The sequence below is a fragment of the Pseudomonas sp. CJQ_9 genome (assembly GCF_043106615.1).
GTDB classification, from domain to species: domain Bacteria; phylum Pseudomonadota; class Gammaproteobacteria; order Pseudomonadales; family Pseudomonadaceae; genus Aquipseudomonas; species Aquipseudomonas juntendi.
Map to the genome: position 1 here is coordinate 23,434 of NZ_JBICMS010000031.1, position 14,793 is coordinate 38,226.

Annotated in this window: 12 protein-coding genes; 4 read left to right on the forward strand and 8 right to left on the reverse strand. The window is 63.9% G+C overall.

Translation table 11 applies throughout. The annotated features are described in order from the left end of the window. Positions 1-16: 16 nt before the first annotated feature. Positions 17-616 carry a CoA pyrophosphatase gene (locus tag ACF8SD_RS05265; protein ID WP_009683433.1) on the reverse strand — a complete coding sequence of 200 codons (600 nt, stop codon included), beginning with the start codon at positions 614-616 and terminating at the stop codon, positions 17-19. Positions 617-740: 124 nt separating this feature from the next. Here ACF8SD_RS05265 and ACF8SD_RS05270 point away from each other — a divergent pair, with 124 nt between their 5' ends. The 3 genes from ACF8SD_RS05270 to ACF8SD_RS05280 all read left to right on the forward strand — a co-directional run bounded on the left by ACF8SD_RS05270 (position 741) and on the right by ACF8SD_RS05280 (position 4,064). Next, a complete protein-coding gene (locus tag ACF8SD_RS05270) occupies positions 741-1,292 on the forward strand; it encodes an NUDIX hydrolase (protein ID WP_029885510.1) in 552 nt (183 codons plus the stop codon). 22 nt (positions 1,293-1,314) lie between these two features. Next, positions 1,315-1,869, forward strand: coding sequence for a murein L,D-transpeptidase family protein (locus ACF8SD_RS05275; RefSeq protein WP_009683431.1), 555 nt, complete (start codon positions 1,315-1,317; stop codon positions 1,867-1,869). Positions 1,870-2,003: 134 nt separating this feature from the next. Next, positions 2,004-4,064 carry a PhoX family protein gene (locus ACF8SD_RS05280; RefSeq protein WP_392483990.1) on the forward strand — a complete coding sequence of 687 codons (2,061 nt, stop codon included), beginning with the start codon at positions 2,004-2,006 and terminating at the stop codon, positions 4,062-4,064. A gap of 119 nt (positions 4,065-4,183) precedes the next feature. Here the strand turns inward: ACF8SD_RS05280 and ACF8SD_RS05285 are convergent, their stop codons facing one another. After that, a complete protein-coding gene (locus ACF8SD_RS05285; RefSeq protein WP_392483992.1) occupies positions 4,184-4,495 on the reverse strand; it encodes an NGG1p interacting factor NIF3 in 312 nt (103 codons plus the stop codon). Positions 4,496-4,498: 3 nt separating this feature from the next. Next, complete coding sequence (purL, locus tag ACF8SD_RS05290; protein WP_173887737.1) at positions 4,499-8,398, reverse strand: phosphoribosylformylglycinamidine synthase; 3,900 nt, start codon at positions 8,396-8,398, stop codon at positions 4,499-4,501. Between the two features lie 287 nt (positions 8,399-8,685). On the opposite strand from purL, the gene mltF reads away from it, so the two are divergent. Continuing rightward, a complete protein-coding gene (gene mltF / locus ACF8SD_RS05295; RefSeq protein WP_173887736.1) occupies positions 8,686-10,143 on the forward strand; it encodes a membrane-bound lytic murein transglycosylase MltF in 1,458 nt (485 codons plus the stop codon). 90 nt (positions 10,144-10,233) lie between these two features. On the opposite strand, the gene tadA is transcribed toward mltF, so the two are convergent. The 5 genes from tadA to ACF8SD_RS05320 all read right to left on the reverse strand — a co-directional run bounded on the left by tadA (position 10,234) and on the right by ACF8SD_RS05320 (position 14,770). Continuing rightward, positions 10,234-10,713, reverse strand: a complete 480-nt coding sequence (tadA, locus tag ACF8SD_RS05300) for a tRNA adenosine(34) deaminase TadA (protein ID WP_173887735.1) — start codon at positions 10,711-10,713, stop codon at positions 10,234-10,236. Next, positions 10,713-12,095: a multicopper oxidase family protein gene (locus tag ACF8SD_RS05305; RefSeq protein ID WP_173887734.1), complete on the reverse strand. Its 1,383-nt coding sequence runs from the start codon at positions 12,093-12,095 to the stop codon at positions 10,713-10,715. Before ACF8SD_RS05305 ends, tadA begins: the two co-directional genes overlap by 1 nt. 103 nt (positions 12,096-12,198) lie before the next feature. Then, positions 12,199-13,644, reverse strand: a complete 1,446-nt coding sequence (locus ACF8SD_RS05310; protein ID WP_392483993.1) for a M48 family metallopeptidase — start codon at positions 13,642-13,644, stop codon at positions 12,199-12,201. Between the two features lie 12 nt (positions 13,645-13,656). After that, positions 13,657-14,316 (reverse strand): hypothetical protein, encoded by a 660-nt coding sequence (locus ACF8SD_RS05315; RefSeq protein WP_125854972.1) that lies wholly within the window; start codon positions 14,314-14,316, stop codon positions 13,657-13,659. Positions 14,317-14,335: 19 nt separating this feature from the next. Beyond that, complete coding sequence (locus tag ACF8SD_RS05320) at positions 14,336-14,770, reverse strand: hypothetical protein (protein ID WP_054881723.1); 435 nt, start codon at positions 14,768-14,770, stop codon at positions 14,336-14,338. Between the last annotated feature and the right edge of the window lie 23 nt (positions 14,771-14,793).

Below are 14,793 nucleotides of genomic sequence, written 5' to 3' on the forward strand. Positions count from 1 at the left end.
ACGGGGTTGGCCCCGCTCAGTTTTCGATGTACCGCTCAGGGGGTTGATGCAAGCTGATGCCGGCATCGAACAGCAGGTTGACCAGTTCGACGATCATGATCGCCGACAAGCCCCAGATCTTGTATTCGCCATAGCGATAGCTGGGTACATACCAGCTGCGGCCTTGGTAATCGATACGGTGGGTATGGTCACGCGGGTCCTGGCGGAAAAATTCCAGCGGCACGGTGAATACTGCCGCGATCTCGGCGTCGTTGGCGCGGTATTCGACGAAGTCGGGGATAACGCCGACGAATGGTGTCACTTTCAAGCCATGCAGTGAAATCAGCGGGCTGAGCGGGCCGACCACCTCCACCAGACCCGGCGGCAGGCCGATTTCTTCTTCGGCTTCGCGCAGCGCGGTGAACACCAGGTCCGGGTCTTCCGGGTCGCGGCGGCCTCCGGGAAAAGCCACTTCACCGCCATGGGTGGACAGCCCCTGGGCGCGCAGGGTCAAGACCAGTTCGGGCGCTTCGCTACGGGTAATGGGCAAAAGAACCGCCGCTTCGGGGAACCGCCGGTCGGTTTCCAGTGACGCGGGTTGGTGGTTGCTCATTCGGCGAAGTAGCTCGTCCAGCATTGCGCACGCTCGTATCCAAGGCCTGCCTTGCATGATGCACCAAAGCCGCGTGGCACCCAAGCCCCCGCGCTTGCGGCGCGCCTGCGGCCGCGCCAAGATAGCCCGGAACATAAAGGATAGTGCCATGAACTACTGCAGCGCGTGCGGCCACCCGGTCACCCTGCGGATCCCCGAAGGCGACAGCCGCCTGCGGTATGTCTGCGAGGCTTGCCAGACCATCCACTACCAGAACCCCAACGTCGTCGCCGGCGTGCTGCCCACCTGGGGCAGCCAGGTGCTGCTGTGCCGCCGCGCCATCGAGCCGCGCCGCGGTTTCTGGACCCTGCCCGCCGGTTTCATGGAGAACGGCGAAACCCTCGACCAGGCCGCCCGTCGCGAAACGGTGGAGGAAGCCTGCGCCCGGGTCGGCGCAACCAGCCTGTACCAGCTGTTCGACCTGCCGCACATCAACCAGGTGCATGTGTTCTTCCGCGCCGAACTGGCAGACCTGGATTTCGCTGTGGGCGTCGAGAGCCTGGAGGTGCGGCTGTTCGAGGAACACGAGATTCCCTGGGGTGAGCTGGCTTTCCGCACAGTCACGCGCACACTAGAATGCTACTATCGCGACCGCATCGGGGCGCACTACCCCATAGGCCATGAATACCTGCCGCCGATGCTCGTTTCACCCAATACCTAGACGCCTTCAGGGATACCGTTACATGCGCTGGTTGCTTGCCATTTTCTGCCTTTGCGTTACCTCGGTGTCCCAGGCGGCATTTACCGAGACCATCATTCGCAAGCCTGTGCAGGCCGCGCCATCCCCGTCGCCCTCGCAGCAGGCGATGCAACCGCTGATCGATAAGGTGCTGGTGATCAAGTCCGAGCGGCGCCTGCAATTGATCAGCCGTGGCGAGCCGCTGAAGACCTACCGCATTTCCCTGGGCAAGCAGCCCAAGGGCGCCAAGCAGCGCGAGGGCGACAAGAAGACCCCAGAGGGTCTGTACTGGCTGGACTGGCGCAAGCAGAGCGATCGCTTCAACCTGGCCATGCACATCAATTACCCGAACAGCAACGATGCCGCCCGCGCTACCCGTGAAGGCGTGAGTGCCGGCAGCATGATCATGATCCACGGCACACCGATCAACGATGAATACCCGGAATGGTATTTCCACACCCTGGACTGGACCGATGGCTGCATTGCCATGCGTAACCGTGACATGCAGGAGGTGTGGAACCTGGTACGCGATGGGACGTTGATCGAAATCCGGCCCTGAGCCCTACCAGCGCAGCCAGGCAATGCCGGGAGCCGGTTGCTTTAAAAGCTCGTTAACATTTCTGCCAACGAATCATCATATTTGCGCCTTATAGTCGCGGTTTGTTTCAACCCAGCGAGTACAAGGACACTCTGATGAGTCGAGATACCGGCGACAATCTGGACCGGAACCACAGCGGCAACCTGCCGATGGCCTCTGTCATGGACGTCTACCTCAGCCGCCGCAGTGTGATGCGCGGCAGCCTGGGCGCAGCCATCGCCATGATCGCCGGTACAGGCCTGGCAGGCTGCTTCGACAGCGGCGGCTCCGCCAACGATGATCCGCTCACCCAGCCGCCCGTTAGCGAGCCGGAAAAGCCGAAAATGGCGCTGGGTTTCCAGTCCATCCCCGGATCGCGCACCGACGCCTGCGCAGTCGCCGCCGGCTACAGCGCCTACGTGCTCGCCCCATGGGGTACGCCGCTGAACAGCAACGCCAAGCCGTGGCGAGCCGATGGCAGCAATACCTCGACCGATCAAGCCAACGCCATGGGCATGCACCATGACGGCATGCATTTCTTCCCCATCAACGGCAGCTCGGAAGACGGCCTGCTGGCGATCAACTTCGAGTACATCGACACTGCCGCCCTGCACCCGGCCGGCCCAACGACCGATATCAATGGCAAACGCCCGGCCGAAGAAGTGCGCAAGGAAATCAACGCCCACGGCGCTGGCGTGGTGCGCTTGCAGAAAACCGATGGCCGCTGGCAGGTGGTCGACAACGACCCGCTCAACCGCCGCTTCACCACCGCATCGCGCATGGCCATCAGCGGCCCGCTGCGTGGCACCGAACACGTCAAGACCAAGTACTCCCCCGCCGGCACCCACTGCCGAGGCACCAACAACAACTGCGGCAACGGCTATACGCCTTGGGGCACCTACCTCACCTGTGAAGAAAACTGGCCGGGCATTTTCGTCAACAAGGGCACCCGCCCTGAAGACCAGCAGCGCATTGGCGTGGGCACTTCCAGCGGCCAGTTCAAATGGGAAAGTGCAGCCGGCGACGCCGGCGAGGAAGCCGACGAGTTCGCCCGTTTCGACGTGACCGCCAAGGGCGCCAGCGCCACCGACGACTACCGCAACGAAGCCAGCACCTACGGCTACATCGTCGAGATCGACCCTTACGACAGCAGCACCCTCGCCACCAAACGTACCGCACTGGGCCGCTTCCGCCACGAAGGCTGCGCCCCGGGCCTGCCGGTGCCGGGCAAGCCACTGGTGTGGTACATGGGTGACGACTCCAACAACGAATACGTGTACAAGTGGGTGTCCAGCGCCGTGTGGGATGCCGCCGATGCCAACCCGGCCGACCGACTGGCCACTGGTGCCAAGTACCTGGACCAAGGCAAGCTGTACGTCGCCCGCTTCAATGCCGACGGCACTGGCGTCTGGCTGCTGCTGGACGTGACTACCCCCACCACTGGCGGGGGCACCTTGGGCGCGCTGTACGGTGACCTGCCGGGCATCCTGCTCAACACCCGGGGTGCCGGCGATGCCGTGGGCGCAACGCCAATGGACCGCCCGGAGTGGACCACGGTCAACCCGCTGAACGGCGACGTGTACCTGACCCTGACCAACAACAGTGCGCGCACCCCGGAGAAAGCCGATGCCGCCAACCCGCGCGGGCCGAACCGCCATGGCCATATCATCCGCTGGCACGACAGCGACGACCAGTTGAGCTTCGCCTGGGACATCTTCGTGTTTGGCGCCAACGCGGCCGGCACCGCCGACATCAACCGTTCCGGCCTCACCGAACTGAACCAGTTCGCCAGCCCGGACGGCATGAGCTTCGATAGCCGTGGCGTGCTGTGGTTCGAGACCGACAACGGCGAAAGCACTGTCACCGACTACACCAATGACCAGCTACTGGCGGTGATCCCCACCAACCTGGTGGACGCCGGCGGCAAACAGGTGCCGGTGAACGCGCAGAACCAGGTGGACCTGCGGCGCTTCTTCGTTGGCCCGAATGGTTGCGAAGTGACCGGGATTACCTTTACCCCGGACAACAAGACGCTGTTCGTCAACATTCAGCACCCAGGGAACTGGCCATGCACCGACAACGCTACGGATGTGACGCCAGCGGGTACCAAGGTACGGCCGCGGGCTGCGACGGTGGTGATTCAGCGGGTTGATGGCGGGGAGATCGGCACCGTCTGACCGGTGTGGTACAGCCAGCCTTGCGCTGGCTTTACTGGCCTGTTCGCGGGCACGCCCGCTCCCACAAGTTGTGTAACCCCTGTGGGAGCGGGCGTGCCCGCGAATAGCCCTGATGCGGTCTAGAACTCGGCGAGCCGCCACACCTCATAGGCTGGCGTCTCATACGGGTGGCTTTGCTTGAGCGCAGCGACGACCTGGGCTACCAGCTCGTCTGCCACCACCAGCTCCACCTTCCACTCTTCCACCACCTCGACCCGGCCAGTTTGCCCGAGAAACGGCTGGCTGCCGTCCAGCGGGCGAAACTGGCCCTGGCCCAGGGTTTGCCAGGCGCAGTGGTCATAGTCGCCGATGCGCCCGCCACCGGCGGCGAACACAGCGGCCTTGACCACGTCGACATGGCTGGCGGGGACGAAGAAGGCGAGCTTGTACACGCCTTAGTTCACCCACACCCGCGCATTGCGGAACATGCGCATCAGCGCGGCATCTTCGTGCCACTCGTCAGGGCGCCAGGAGTTCTGCACGGCGCGGAACACACGCTCCGGGTGCGGCATCATGATGGTCACGCGACCGTCGCGGCTGGTGAGGCCGGTGATACCGCGCGGCGAGCCGTTCGGGTTGGCCGGGTAGGCTTCGGTGACCTTGCCGTGGTTATCGACATAGCGCAGGGCCACGCAACCGGACATGTCGGCGGCCAGCAGCGCTTCTTCGCTGGCGAACTCGGCATGGCCTTCACCGTGGGCGATGGCGATCGGCATGCGCGAACCGGCCATGCCTTGCAGGAAGATCGAGTTGGACTTCTGCACTTCGACCATGGCCACGCGTGCCTCGAACTGCTCCGAGCGGTTGCGCACGAAGTGCGGCCAGTGCTCGGTGCCCGGGATCAGCTCGTGCAGGTTGGACATCATCTGGCAACCGTTGCACACGCCCAGGGCGAAGCTGTCTGTACGCTCGAAGAAGGCCTGGAAGGCATCACGGGCGCGACTGTTGAACAGCGCCGACTTGGCCCAGCCCTCACCGGCGCCCAGCACGTCACCGTAGGAGAAACCACCGCAGGCCACCAGGCCCTTGAAGGCCTCGAAGTCGACGCGGCCGGCAAGGATATCGCTCATGTGCACGTCGATGGCGGCGAAGCCGGCGCGGTCGAAGGCTGCAGCCATTTCAACCTGGCCGTTGACGCCCTGCTCACGCAGGATGGCCACTTGCGGGCGCACGCCTTTCTTGATGTACGGTGCGGCGATATCGTCGTTGACGTCGAAGCCCAGCTTGACCGACAGGCCCGGGTTGTCTTCCTCGAGCAGCAGGTCGAATTCCTGGTCGGCGCAGTCGGCGTTGTCGCGCAGGCGCTGGATCTGGTAGCTGGTCTCGGCCCACTGGCGCTGCAGCATGCGGCGGTCGTCGTCGAACAGCACTTCGCCATTGAGGCTGATGGACACTTCGGCGTTATTGACCGGCTTGCCGATCACCGCCACGCAACCTTCGCCCAGGCCAGCGGCGCTGAACTGTGCCAGTACGTCGGGGGTGGCGTCCTGGCGAACCTGGATGACCGCCCCCAGCTCTTCGTTGAACAGAATGGCCGCCACATCGGCCTTGCTGTCGGTCAGCGGGTCGAGGTGCAGGTCCAGGCCGCAGTGGCCAGCAAAGGCCATTTCCAGCACGGTGGCGGCCAGGCCACCGTCGGAACGGTCGTGGTAGGCCAGCAGGTGGCCATCTTCGTTCAGGCCCTGGATCACGGCGAAGAAGGCCTTGAGGTCTTCGGCATCGTCGACATCCGGTGCCTGGGCAGCGATCTTGCCGTAGGTCTGGGCCAGGATCGAGGCGCCCATACGGTTCTTGCCGCGGCCGAGGTCGACCAGGATCAGGTCGGTTTCACCCTTGTCCATGCGCAGTTGCGGGGTCAAGGTCTTGCGAATATCGGTGACCGGGGCGAAGCCGGTGATGATCAGCGACATCGGCGAGGTCACGCTCTTCTCGACGCCCTCGTCGCTCCACTTGGTTTTCATCGACATGGAGTCTTTGCCGACCGGAATGGTAATGCCCAGCTCCGGGCACAGCTCCATGCCGACCGCCTTGACGGTGTCGTACAAGCGCGCGTCTTCACCTGGGTGGCCGGCAGCGGACATCCAGTTGGCCGACAGCTTGACGTCGGACAGTTTTTCGATGCGCGATGCCGCCAGGTTGGTCAGCGTTTCGCCAATGGCCATGCGGCCGGATGCCGGGGCGTCCAGCAAGGCCAGCGGGGTTCGCTCGCCCATGGCCATGGCTTCACCGGTGTACACATCGAAGCTGGTGGCCGTGACGGCGCAGTCGGCAACCGGAACCTGCCACGGGCCGACCATCTGGTCGCGGGCAACCAGGCCGGTGATGGTGCGGTCGCCGATGGTGATCAGGAAGCTCTTGCTGGCCACTGCCGGGTGGTTCAGCACGCGCTGCACGGCGCTGTCCAGGTCCAGCTCGCTTGGGTCGAAATCATCGCCCAGCTCGGCTTCACGGGTGACCGAACGGTGCATGCGCGGCGGCTTGCCCAGCAGCACGTCGAGGGGCATGTCCACCGGGGTGTTGCCGAAGTGGCTGTCGCTGACGGTCAGGTGCTTTTCTTCGGTGGCTTCACCGACTACGGCAAACGGGCAACGCTCGCGCTCGCAAATGGCCTTGAAGCGCTCGAAGTCGACGGCACTGACGGCCAGCACGTAGCGCTCCTGCGACTCGTTGCTCCAGATTTCGTGCGGGGCCATGCCCGGCTCGTCGTTGGGCACGTTGCGCAGCTCGAAGCGGCCACCACGGCCGCCGTCGTTGACCAGCTCCGGGAAGGCATTGGAGATGCCGCCGGCGCCCACGTCGTGAATGAAGGCGATAGGGTTGGCATCGCCCAGTTGCCAGCAGCGGTCGATGACCTCCTGGCAACGGCGTTCCATTTCCGGGTTTTCGCGCTGTACCGAGGCGAAGTCCAGGTCAGCGGAGCTGGCGCCGGTGGCCACCGACGAAGCAGCGCCGCCGCCCAGGCCGATCAGCATGGCCGGGCCACCGAGCACGATCAGCTTGGCGCCGACCGTGATCTCGCCCTTCTGCACGTGGTCTTCCCGGATGTTGCCCATGCCGCCTGCGAGCATGATCGGCTTGTGATAACCGCGTACTTCTTCACCGTGCGGGGTGTTGATGGCCTGCTCGAAGGTACGGAAATAGCCGGTCAGCGCCGGGCGACCGAATTCGTTGTTGAAAGCAGCACCGCCCAATGGGCCTTCGATCATGATGTCGAGGGCGTCGACGATCCGCTCTGGCTTGCCGTAGGCCTGCTCCCAGGGCTGCTCGAAGCCCGGAATGCGCAGGTTGGACACGGTGAAACCGGTCAGGCCCGCCTTGGGCTTGGCGCCACGGCCAGTAGCACCTTCGTCACGGATTTCGCCACCCGAGCCGGTGGACGCACCGGAGAACGGGGCGATGGCGGTCGGGTGGTTGTGGGTTTCCACCTTCATGAGGATGTGCACCGGCTCCTGCACCGCGCCGTACTGGCGGGTTTCAGGGTTCGGGAAGAACCGGCCGGCAACGTTGCCGACGATCACCGAGGCGTTGTCCTTGTATGCAGACAGCACACCTTCGTTGTGCATCTGGTAGGTGTTCTTGATCATGCCGAACAGGCTTTTTTCCTGCGCCTGGCCGTCGATGTCCCAACTGGCGTTGAAGATCTTGTGGCGGCAGTGCTCGGAGTTGGCCTGGGCGAACATCATCAGTTCGATGTCGTTCGGGTTGCGCTTGAGGCCCTGGAAGGCATTGACCAGGTAGTCGATTTCGTCTTCGGCCAGGGCCAGGCCGAGGTCGATGTTGGCCTTGGCCAGCGCCTCGCGGCCGCCGCCGAGGATATCGACCGAGGTCATCGGCTTGGGCTGGGCGTGGCTGAACATGTCAGCGGCCTGCTCCAGCTGGCCGAGCACGCGCTGGGTCATGCGGTCGTGCAGCTCGGCGGCGATCAGGGCGGCGTCAGCGTCGCTCAGCTCGCCGGCAACGTAGTAGGCGATACCACGCTCCAGGCGCTGGATCGCCTGCAGGCCGCAGTTGTGAGCGATGTCGCTGGCCTTGCTGGCCCATGGCGAGATGGTGCCCAGGCGCGGTACGACCAGGAACAGGCGGCCGCTCGGCTCCTGTACCGGCACGCTCGGGCCGTACTTGAGCAGACGGCCCAGCACCTGCTGCTGGTCGGCGGTCAGTTCGCCTTCAACATCGGCGAAGTGGGCAAATTCGGCATACAAACCAGTAACAGCGGGGACTTTCTGGCTCAGTTGCTCGAGTAATTTACCGTGGCGAAAGGCAGAAAGGGCAGGAGCGCCGCGCAGGATCAACATCGTCGGGACAGCCTCAGGAAGGGGTGTGCTTAGAGGCCGTGCATTCTAGCCTAATTCGTTGGCTTTCGGCACCCGCTCTAAGCCATGGCTGCCGGGCGGCGGAACCGGACTTTGGGGTCAAAAAAAGCGACAAGCCGCAAGCTGCAAGCCACAAGAAAAAACATGCCCTGCCCGGCTGCTTTTTCTTGTGGCTTGCAGCTTGAAGCTTGCAGCACATAATCCGCTACCAGACAACCTAACAGTTGTCGAGATATGGTTGCGCCGGTCCTTTGCGTATACTGCAAGCTATGTTCGCCCACACTGCTTTGCGCCAGCGTTGCGCCAAATGGCTCCTCGCAACCGGACTCTTTCTGCTGCTCGGTGCCTGCGTTGAAAAACCCAGCACCCTCGAGCGCGTGAAGGAGGACGGCGTGCTGCGCGTGATCACCCGCAACAGCCCGGCCACCTACTTCCAGGACCGCAACGGCGAAACCGGCTTCGAGTACGAACTTGTCCAGCATTTCGCCGATGATCTCGGCGTAAAACTGCAGATCGAAACCGCCGACAACCTCGACGAACTATACGATTCGCTCGGCAAACCTGCCGGCCCGGTGCTGGCCGCGGCCGGCCTGGTCAGCAGTGAACGGCGCAAGGCCCAGGTGAAATACTCGCATCCCTACCTGGAAGTCACCCCGCAGGTGGTCTATCGCAACGGCCGCCCACGCCCGACCAACGCCAAGGGCCTGGTCGGCAAGAAAATCATGGTGCTCAAGGGCAGCAGCCATGCCGACCTTCTGGCCGAGCTGAAAAAGCAGAACCCGGGCCTGGAATATGAAGAGTCCGATGCGGTCGAGGTGGTCGACCTGCTGCGCATGGTCGATGAGGGCCAGATCGACCTGACCCTGGTCGACTCCAACGAACTGGCGATGAACCAGGTCTACTTCCCCAACGTGCGGGTTGCCTTCGATGTGGGCGATACCCGTGATCAACGCTGGGCAGTCGCGGCCGGTGAAGACAACAGCCTGCTCAACGAAATCAATGAATTTCTCGACAAGGCGCAGAAAAACGGCACCCTGCAGCGCCTGAAGGACCGCTACTACGGCCATGTCGATGTTCTGGGCTACGTGGGCGCCTACACCTTTGCCCAACACCTGCAGCAACGCCTGCCCAAGTACGAGAAGCACTTCAAGAGCTACGCCAAGGTCGAGCAGGTGGACTGGCGCCTGCTGGCGGCCATTGGTTACCAGGAATCGATGTGGCAGCCGGAGGTCACCTCCAAGACCGGCGTGCGCGGCCTGATGATGCTGACCCAGCGCACTGCCCAGGCGATGGGCGTATCCAACCGCCTGGACCCGCGGCAGAGCATCCAGGGGGGCGCCAAGTACTTCATGAAAATCAAGGAAGAGCTCGACGACAGCATCAAGGAGCCCGACCGCACCTGGTTCGCCCTGGCTGCCTACAACGTGGGCAGCGGCCACCTGGAAGACGCCCGTACCCTGGCCAAGCGCGAAAAGCTCAACCCGAACAAGTGGCTGGATGTGAAGAAGATGCTGCCGCGCCTGTCGCAGAAACAGTGGTACCGGCAGACCAAGTACGGCTATGCCCGCGGTGGCGAGCCTGTGCACTTCGTGGCCAACATCCGCCGCTACTACGACATCCTCACCTGGGTCACCCAGCCGCAGCTCGAAGGCCAGGTCGCCGAAGGCAACCTGCATGTGCCTGGTGTGAACAAGGACAAGCCGGCGGACCAGTCACCCCCGATGTGAGCCTGTGCGGCCTGTTCGCGGGCACACCACAAGCCTGAGGGGGTGGGATTCCTGTGGGAGCGGGCGTGCCCGCGAACAGGCCGGGCCAGGCTAGCCCTTGGCCCGGCGGGCCTTGAAGAAATCGCTGAGGATCTGCCCACACTCCTGCGCCAGCACCCCGCCCTCCACCATCACCCGGTGGTTGAGAAAGCCCTGGCCGAAGAACTGCCCCTGGCTTTGCACGATCCCCGCCTTGGGCTCCAGCGCGCCAAACACCACCCGCGTCACCCGTGAATGTACGATCAGGCCTGCACACATGCTGCACGGTTCCAGCGTGACGTACAGGGTGCTGCCTGGCAGGCGGTAGTTGCTGGCCGCCTTGGCCGCCGCCCGAATCGCCACCATCTCGGCATGGGCACTGGGGTCGCTGTCGATGATCGGCCGGTTGAAACCCTGGCCGATCACCTGGCCATGCTGCACCAGCACGGCCCCCACCGGTACCTCGCCCAGCGTTGCACCCTCGGCTGCCAGCGACAACGCCAGGCGCATGAATTCCTGATCGCGGCTGCGATCGATGATCTGCGGGCGCATCAGACCACCGCGATAGCGGCCATCAGGCCGGTTTCCATGTGGTCGATGACGTGGCAGTGGAACATCCAGGTGCCCGGGTTATCCGCCACAAGGGCCACCTGGGCGCGCTCGTTCTTGCCCAGCAGGTAGGTGTCGGTGAACCACGGTTCCTTGATGTCGTGCCGGTTGGAGGCGATCACCTTGAAACTCATGCCATGCAGGTGGATCGGGTGCTGGTACTGGGTCATGTTCTTCAACTCGAAGATGTAGCTTTTGCCTTTTTGCAGCGTGGCGATGGGGCGGTCGGCGCAGGTCTTGTCGGTGATGTCCCAGGCTTGGCCGTTGATTTGCCAAAGGCTCGGTGGCTTGTCCTGGTCGGAGGTGACCGAAACCTTCGCCGCCCATTCGAAATTGAAGTTGAGCTTTTCGGCATTCTCCAGGTCCGGTTCGGCTATCGGGTTGGCCGGCAGCGCTGGCGGCCAGTCCCCCGGGGCATCGGTACTGGCCACCGAGCGCAGGGTGCCCAGGCGCACGAAGCCATCGCGCAGGGAGATTTCCTCCCCCGCCTGGGGAATGCGGATAGCCAGGCAGATGCGCATGCCAGGGCCGAGCCAGTAGTCGTCCTCCAGGGGGCGAGGGGTCACCGGGTTACCATCGAGCGCGTAGATCCGGGCCTCGCAGTTGCCCTTGAGGTTCACCCGGTAAGTCCAGGTGTTGTCCAGGTTCAGCAGACGCACGCGCACCACCTGCCCGGCCGGCAGTTCGGTGACCGCGTCGGCCTGGCCATTGATGGTGATCAGGCGCCCGGCGGTGCCGTTGCGCGCGGCCTCGCGCGGGATACTGAACGGCAGCCAGCCACCCTCCTCGTCCACGTGCCAGTTCTTCAGGCTGAGTGTGCGCTCATGGCGGAAGCCGGTGGGCTCGCGCTCCTCGACGATCAGCGGGCCGACCAGGCCACGGCCCAGCTCTTCGGAACTGCTGACATGAGGGTGGTACCAGTAGCTGCCCGCATCCGGTACGCGGAACTTGTAGTCGAAGTACTCGCCTGGCTTGACCGGCAGTTGCGACACATAAGGCACGCCGTCCATTTCCAGCGGCAGGCGGATACCGTGCCAGTGGATGGTGGTTTCCACCGGCAGGTGGTTGATGAAGCGCACCCGCAGCCAGGTGCCTTGGCGCACACGCAATTCGGTGCCCGGTGCTGACGGTCCGAACGCCCAGGCCTCGGTCTTGAAGCCCGGCACCAGCTCGACGTCAAGCGGCGCGGCGATCAGCTCGTAGTCATGGCCGGCGTTGTCGTCCTCGACCTTGCCCAGCCAGTAACGCGCCGCGCCACCGGCGCCCAGGCCAACCACAACCAGGCCGGTCAGGCCCTTGAGCATTTGTCGACGGGTGAAGGACATTGGTGCGGGTACCTCGTGTTCGGTGCGATCAAGCTGCCAGCCTCGGCTGACGATGAAGGGCGAATACGATACACCTGCAAATGGGAAATATTAAGTGAAGTCTCTAGAGACCCTGGCGTTCCGCTTCCACGGCGCCGCCACACAACTGATTGAACCACTGCCGGTCATGGTCGCCAGGTTGGCGCATGGCAGCCTGCAGCAGTGCACCGTCCAGCCTGACGCGAAGGTTGTCGAGGCGCGCAGCCAGTGGCGGATGGGAGTCGAATGGATGGGGCATGGTCAGGCCCAGCACGTCCTCATCCAGGCGCAACGGCACGCGCTGCAAATGCCGGGGCAGCGCTGCCAGCAGGCCTTGGCCGCCGCACTCGTGCAGCAAGGCATCGACCACGCTGTCCAGGGCGATCGCCCGCAACAACGCCTGCATGAACAGCTCCGGTCCGGCCACTTCGGCACCGGCCCGGTCAGCCAGCAATTCCTGCTCACGCCCCCAGTGATGGACCGCGACCTGAAAGTGGTGCAGGAACTGACCGGCTGCCCATACCACCGGGCGAGCGACCCAGGCGGCGCCGCGCTCAGCGTCGACCAGGGTCGAGAACTGGGCGCACATCAAGCTGAAGCGTGCGTTGGTCGCACTGGCCTGCTCCGTGTCGCGGCTGCGAAAATGGCCAAGCTCATGGCCAATGATCGCGGCGGTTTCCCGCTGGCTCAAGGCGCCGAGACACGGTAACGACAGGTACAAGGTTCGGCCATTGAGTACCGACTTACAGGGCTGCAGCACGACTGGTACGCTGGTGACGAAAAAGCTTTGGTCGATGCCGACCACGATATTGTCCGGTACTGGCGCATGCAGCTGCGCAGCCAGGCCCTCGACCCATTGCCAGAGCGCCGGAGCCTCCTGCCGGTGAAGCTGTCGGCCGAGAAAGCTCGCGTTCGACGCCCCGATGCGCGGCCATTGCTGGCGCATTCGCCAGGCGGTACGCAGGCACACGAGCAGTAATGACGCCAGCGGCAGCACCACGATCAGCACGGTAAACCCGCCCTGTGCCGCATGGCTGAAGCCGGCGCTGACTTCATACAGCAGCAGAAGGCCGAGCGAGCCAGCCAGCAGCCCCATGTAGACGCTTAGCCAACGCCCCAGCACCCGCCAGCTGGCGGTCATGCGCTGGTGCAGGTAATGCGCCGAGCGCAAGGCCCGCCAGGCGTCGTACCTGAGCCTGAGCCAAGCGCCGATGCCAGCGACCAGCGCGCCCCATGCCAGCCAGCCGCCGACACCGGCCAGCGTTCTACGCACGCTAAGCCAGTGGCGGTCGGTATCGAGTTCATCCAACTGCCGTTGCAGCACTTCACGCGTGTCCAGCCGCCCAGCCAGCTCCTTGCGCGCCGCCCAAGGCAGTGTGCGCAACAAGTCCTCGCTGGGCGTTGCCAGCCACTGCCGGATGATCCCCGCCTGCTCTTGTGCCGTCTCGGCCCGCCATTGCTGCACGCAGCCCCAGCCGACCAGCAGCAGCGGCAACAGCAGCATGACCAGGCCCCAACCCAGGCGCCTCATTGCAGCGCCCCGCTATACATCTACCTGCATCAACTCCAGTTGCCGTTGGGCATGGGCCGCATTGCGGTAGGCCGCCAACAGCTCGAGCACTTCGTCGTTCCCCAGTTTGCGACCCTTCAAGGCCAGGCCGGCAGACATGATGCGAATCTGCGGTCGCGGCTTTTTCAGGGCCATCGCCTGGTTTCCGAAAAACTGCAGCTTGACCACGCGATGCTTAGGCAGCGCAGCTTCGCTGCTCATCTCCAGCGTCTGCACCATGACCAGGCCTTCGTCCTTGACCGCGATGTCCTCGACTTCAGCCATGTCGACAGGGGCGTCCAGGGTATCGACGAACAGCTGTCGGCGAGTCAGGCGCATGAACACCTGCGTGCCCGCGTTGCGGTGCTGCCAGGTCACCGCTGCCGCCATGCACACCACGAACAGCACCAGTGCGACCGCGCCCAGGCGTTGCGGGTTGAACGTGGTGACCAGCAGAATCAGGGCGCCCACCAGCAGTATCGGCCCCCAGACCTTGTAACGCCGGGAGTTGGTGAATTCGCTTTGCTCCGGGACGCGCTCGATTACCTGTTTGAGTTCGGCAACCACCCGCTCGCGCTGGGCGGCACGGGCTTGCTCATAGTCTTCGCCAAGCGCGCCGGAAAGGTCGGCCAGCGGATCGTCGGGTTTAGCCATGATCAGATGTGCTCCCCGTTCACTGCTGCTTGGCCAGGTAATCGGTCAGAAAAGCCTGCGCATCACCTTGGCGCGACAGACCCTCGGAGTAGCCAACCGGCAACGGTTGCGGCTCACCTGGCAGGTAGAGCTCGCCGCCCCAGCCGCCCTGCACGATCAACACGACAAACTTGTTGCCATCGACCGTCGTCCAGTAGCGGGTGTCCTTGGCGGTTTTCTCGACCTGCATTTTCTGAATGCGCATGTTCCAGTCGTGATCGACACCTTCGACCTGGACCAGCGCCTCATTGGCGGCCCGCTCGCCAATGCGCAGCGTCCATACCTTGACGCCCTCGGTGCCCATATAGGCCTTGACCTGTTCGGCTACTGCAGGCCGTTGTTCGGCGTGTGCCTGGCCTAGCCAAAGCGTGAGCGATGCCACCAGCAAGGCAGCCCATTTACGATAAGCGAACATTTTTTCCACCATGATGCGAAACG